Source organism: Mycobacterium sp. 1465703.0 (assembly GCF_001672975.1).
In the GTDB taxonomy this organism is placed as follows: domain Bacteria; phylum Actinomycetota; class Actinomycetes; order Mycobacteriales; family Mycobacteriaceae; genus Mycobacterium.
Genome location: NZ_LZKU01000169.1, coordinates 1 through 3,810 on the forward strand (window position 1 = coordinate 1; position 3,810 = coordinate 3,810).

Genomic DNA, 3,810 nt, shown 5'->3' on the forward strand with positions numbered 1-3,810 from the left:
GTTGCCCAGGTAGTCATGAACCCGCTCGCCCGAGCGGGTGAGTGCCACCACGGCGCGAATGGGCGGGGCGATCCACGCCCACACCCCGCCGATCGCCAGCCCGGTTGCGGCCGAGCCGACGGCGACGATCAGCAGCGCGCGCACCCGGGTACGGCGGGAAACGGCGGCGGGTGCACCGGTGTTGGGTTGCTCGGTCACCGTTGCATCTCCAGGTCGGCGGAATCGACTTCCCCGTGCCGCGAGCAGCGGGCCCGCCAGCCGTCGGGGCGAACCTGCACCACCATCCGGCGCCCGCATGCCGCACAGAACCGGGGCGGCTCAAGCCCCAACTGTGCCGCTGTCGGCACTGAGGTGCCCCCTAGCTCCCCGGTGTAGACGTTGTAGACACCGGCAGTGACCGCAGCGCCCAGATCGCCAACCACAAGTCCCCATCCCTAGCCGCGGCCAGCCCGGCCTACAAACTGGCGTTGAGCCCCTTGAGGGGCATCTGCAGGTCGTCGAGCAACTCCAGGTCGGATTCGGCGGGACGACCCAGCGTGGTCAGGTAGTTGCCGACGATGACGGCGTTGATGCCGCCCAGGATGCCCTGCTTGGCGCCTAGATCGCCCAGGGTGATCTCGCGGCCGCCGGCGAACCGCAGCATGGTGCGCGGCAGCGCCAGCCGGAAGGCGGCCACCGACTTGAGCGCCTCGCTCGCCGGCATCACCTCCAGGTCACCGAACGGGGTGCCCGGTCGCGGGTTGAGGAAGTTCAGCGGTACCTCGTCGGGGCGGAGTTCGGCCAGTTCGGCGGCGAATTCCGCGCGCTGCTCGAGCGTCTCTCCCATGCCGAGGATGCCACCGCAGCACACCTCCATGCCCGCGTCGCGGACCATCGACAACGTCTCCCACCGCTCTTCCCAGGTGTGGGTGGTCACGACGTTGGTGAAGTACGAGCGGGCGGTCTCGAGGTTGTGGTTGTAGCGGTGCACACCCATCTCGGACAGCTGCTCGACCTGCTCGCCCGTCAGCATCCCCAGCGAGCAGGCGATGTTGATCTCGACCTCGTTACGGATGGCTTCGATGCCCGCCGCGACCTGGGCCAGCAGCCGCTCGTCGGGGCCGCGCACGGCGGCGACGATGCAGAATTCGGTGGCGCCGGACTTGGCGGTTTGTTTGGCCGCCTCGACCAGGCTGGGAATGTCCAGCCGGGCGCTGCGCACCGGCGACGCGAACAGCCCGGACTGCGAGCAGAAGTGACAGTCCTCCGGGCAGCCGCCGGTCTTCAGGCTGATGATGCCCTCGACCTCGACCTCGGGGCCACACCAGCGCATCCGCACCTCATGGGCGAGCGCCAGCAGTTCGTCGAGCCGGTCGTCGGACAGCTGTAGTACCCGCAACACCTGCTCCTGGCGCAAGCCCTGGCCGCCCTCCAGCACCTGTTGCCGGGCCACCGCCAAGATGTCCTCGTCGTTGCCGGTTTCGGCCGTCGGTCGAGTTGCCGCTTGAGTCACCAGGTACTCCCCTGCCTCTTTTTCGTGTCCGCGCGTGGGAACACATCTGCCACATGGTGGCAGCTGAATGAAAAGGTGTTCAAAGAAGGGTAACGGCCGAAGGAGACGACCTAGCTATGGGTATACGACCATGGTGACTCCGCACGTCGAAATCTTGGCGCACCACTACCTGCTGCTGGCGGCGCCGGCGTTTTTGCCTGCGGTGATCGTCGTCGGGGTGATCCTGTACATCGCGCTGCGTGACCGCCGGGAGGGCCGGAACGCCACGGGTGCCACGAAGGACGCTTCGCATCGCGACACGCCCGGTAAAGAACGTGATTGACGAGGTCTGAATCGGGGCATTAAACAGACAATCACTGAACCTACCTGACAGTAATAAGCGGTTGACGGAATCGGATCCTCCGGGGCAGCCCGGCGCGGTTGGGAGGCACGACGATGCGGTCGAATGAACTGACGATTGTTGCTGAGGCACCGGCACGCGGTGCCGGACTCAATCAGGTGATCGGGCTCTCGATCGCCGCGGTAGTGATCACTCTGCTGTTGCTGTGGGTGGGTTATGCGCACCGCACCCATCGCATCGAATGGTTGAGCCGCGCGGCGGACAGGGTCGGGACTAAATTCCACCGGCCCGGCTGGGTTGCCCTGCCGGTGCTGGTGTTCACCACATCGATCATCTGTGCGCTGTTCGGGTTCATCTGGGATGTCAGCTGGCATATCGGCAATGGGCGCGACCCGGGCCCGTTGGCCAACCCGGCGCACTACTTCATCATCATCGGATTGTTCGGGATCTTCCTGGGCGGAATGACGGCGGTCGTGCTGCCGTTCGACAAGCCCGGCCCGGCGGCGGTGCGTATCACCCAAAACTGGCACGCCCCGGTCGGCGGGGTGCTGATGGCCGGCTGCGGCCTGTACGCGATGATCGGCTTCCCGCTCGACGACATCTGGCACCGCATCTTCGGCCAGGACGTAACACTCTGGGGCCCAACGCATTTGATGATGATCGGCGGCGCCTGCTTTTCACTGTTCGCGGTGCTGATGCTGGAGCGCGAAGGCGAAGCCTATGAAGGCGAAGAGGTCTACCACGGCGCCTTCATCACCTTCTTGCGCTATTTGTCTTTCGGAGGCTTGTACATCGGCCTGTCGGTCTACCAGATCGAGTTTGACTTCGGTGTGCCGCAATTCCGCCTGGTGCTGCAGCCCATGCTGATCGCCGCCGCAGCGGCCCTGGCGGCGGTCGCCGCCCGCACCACCATGGGGCGAGGGGCGGCCCTGATCTCCGCGATTTTCGCGATTGCGCTGCGTGGCGGGGTCGCCTTGCTGGTCGGCCCGATACTCGGCGCCCCGATCAACTGGTTCCCGCTGTACCTCGGCCCCGCGCTGGTGGTCGAGTTGATCGCGCTGACTCCGCTTTTCAAGCGCCCCATCGTGTTTGGCGCCGTCGCCGGCCTGGGCGTGGGCACCATCGGACTGTGGCTGGAGTCGCTGTGGATCGGCGCGGTGTACCACTACCCCTGGCCGATCACCATGTGGGTCGAGGCGCTGGCCATGGCGGTGCCGGTCGCAGTCCTGATGGGCGTGTGCGGCGCCATGTTCGGAATGGTGCTCACCGGCCAACGCCTCCCGGGCCGACGGATCGCCATCTCGGCGGTGGCGTTGACGGTGCTGGTGATCGGCGGCGCGGTGGCCAACGGGTTGCACATCCTGGTGCCAGGCCAGAACCACGCCACCGTCACGTTGACCGATCTGCCCAGTGCACCGGGGCAGCGCATGGTGTCGGCCGACGTCCAACTCGCGCCGCCCGACATGGTCAGCGACCATCCGGACTGGCTGACCATCCTGTCCTGGCAGGGGCGGATGAATAACGACCGCGGCCTGGTCATCGACCGACTCGAAAAGCTCGGCCCGGGCCACTACCGGTCCACCCAGCCGGTACCGGTGTGGGGAGATTGGAAAACTCTGCTGCGGGTCCAGGACGGCCGCACGATGACGGCCGTGCCGATCTGGGAACCGGCCGATGCCGCCATTCCGGCCCCCGAGGTCCCCGCGCTGGCATCCAGCACGCGGCCGTTCGTCCTGGAAGTCACCATCCTGCAGCGCGAACGCGACCAAGGCGCGCCTACCTGGTTGTTCACCGCCGGCGGGATCGTGGTGCTGTTCCTGACGCTGATGGTGATCGCCGGCTTGACCTGGGGAGCGGGCCGGCTCAACAACTCCATCGCCGAGCCGGAACCCGTGGAGGACAAGCGACCGATCCCCCGGGCGGCGTAACCCATGGCATTGCGAAGCACCCTCACAGCGGCGTGGGCGGCGGCGCTGGT

5 protein-coding genes are annotated in these 3,810 nt (G+C 66.7%); 2 read left to right on the plus strand and 3 right to left on the minus strand.

Annotated features, from left to right (window positions below):
* The 3 genes from A5625_RS15180 to bioB all read right to left on the minus strand — a co-directional run.
* Positions 1-198 (minus strand): DUF2567 domain-containing protein (locus tag A5625_RS15180; protein ID WP_156748250.1); only part of this gene is annotated, 198 nt, incomplete at its 3' end.
* Complete coding sequence (locus A5625_RS15185; RefSeq protein ID WP_066995166.1) at positions 195-422, minus strand: hypothetical protein; 228 nt, start codon at positions 420-422, stop codon at positions 195-197. The genes A5625_RS15185 and A5625_RS15180, both read right to left, overlap by 4 nt.
* Before the next feature lie 32 nt (positions 423-454).
* A complete protein-coding gene (gene bioB, locus A5625_RS15190; protein WP_066995169.1) occupies positions 455-1,492 on the minus strand; it encodes a biotin synthase BioB in 1,038 nt (345 codons plus the stop codon).
* A 130-nt stretch (positions 1,493-1,622) separates the two neighbouring features.
* Here bioB and A5625_RS15195 point away from each other — a divergent pair, with 130 nt between their 5' ends.
* Entirely contained in the window at positions 1,623-1,814 is a 192-nt protein-coding gene (locus tag A5625_RS15195) for a hypothetical protein (protein WP_066995171.1), read from the plus strand.
* Positions 1,815-1,927: 113 nt separating this feature from the next.
* Positions 1,928-3,760, plus strand: a complete 1,833-nt coding sequence (locus A5625_RS15200; RefSeq protein ID WP_066995174.1) for a hypothetical protein — start codon at positions 1,928-1,930, stop codon at positions 3,758-3,760.
* Positions 3,761-3,810 lie beyond the last annotated feature (50 nt).

What these genes read in the sequence shown, in the direction of transcription:
- A5625_RS15195 (WP_066995171.1), top strand. Translation starts at nt 1,623, where the DNA reads ATGGTGACTCCGCACGTCGAAATCTTGGCGCACCACTACCTGCTGCTG.
- A5625_RS15200 (WP_066995174.1), top strand. Translation starts at nt 1,928, where the DNA reads ATGCGGTCGAATGAACTGACGATTGTTGCTGAGGCACCGGCACGCGGT.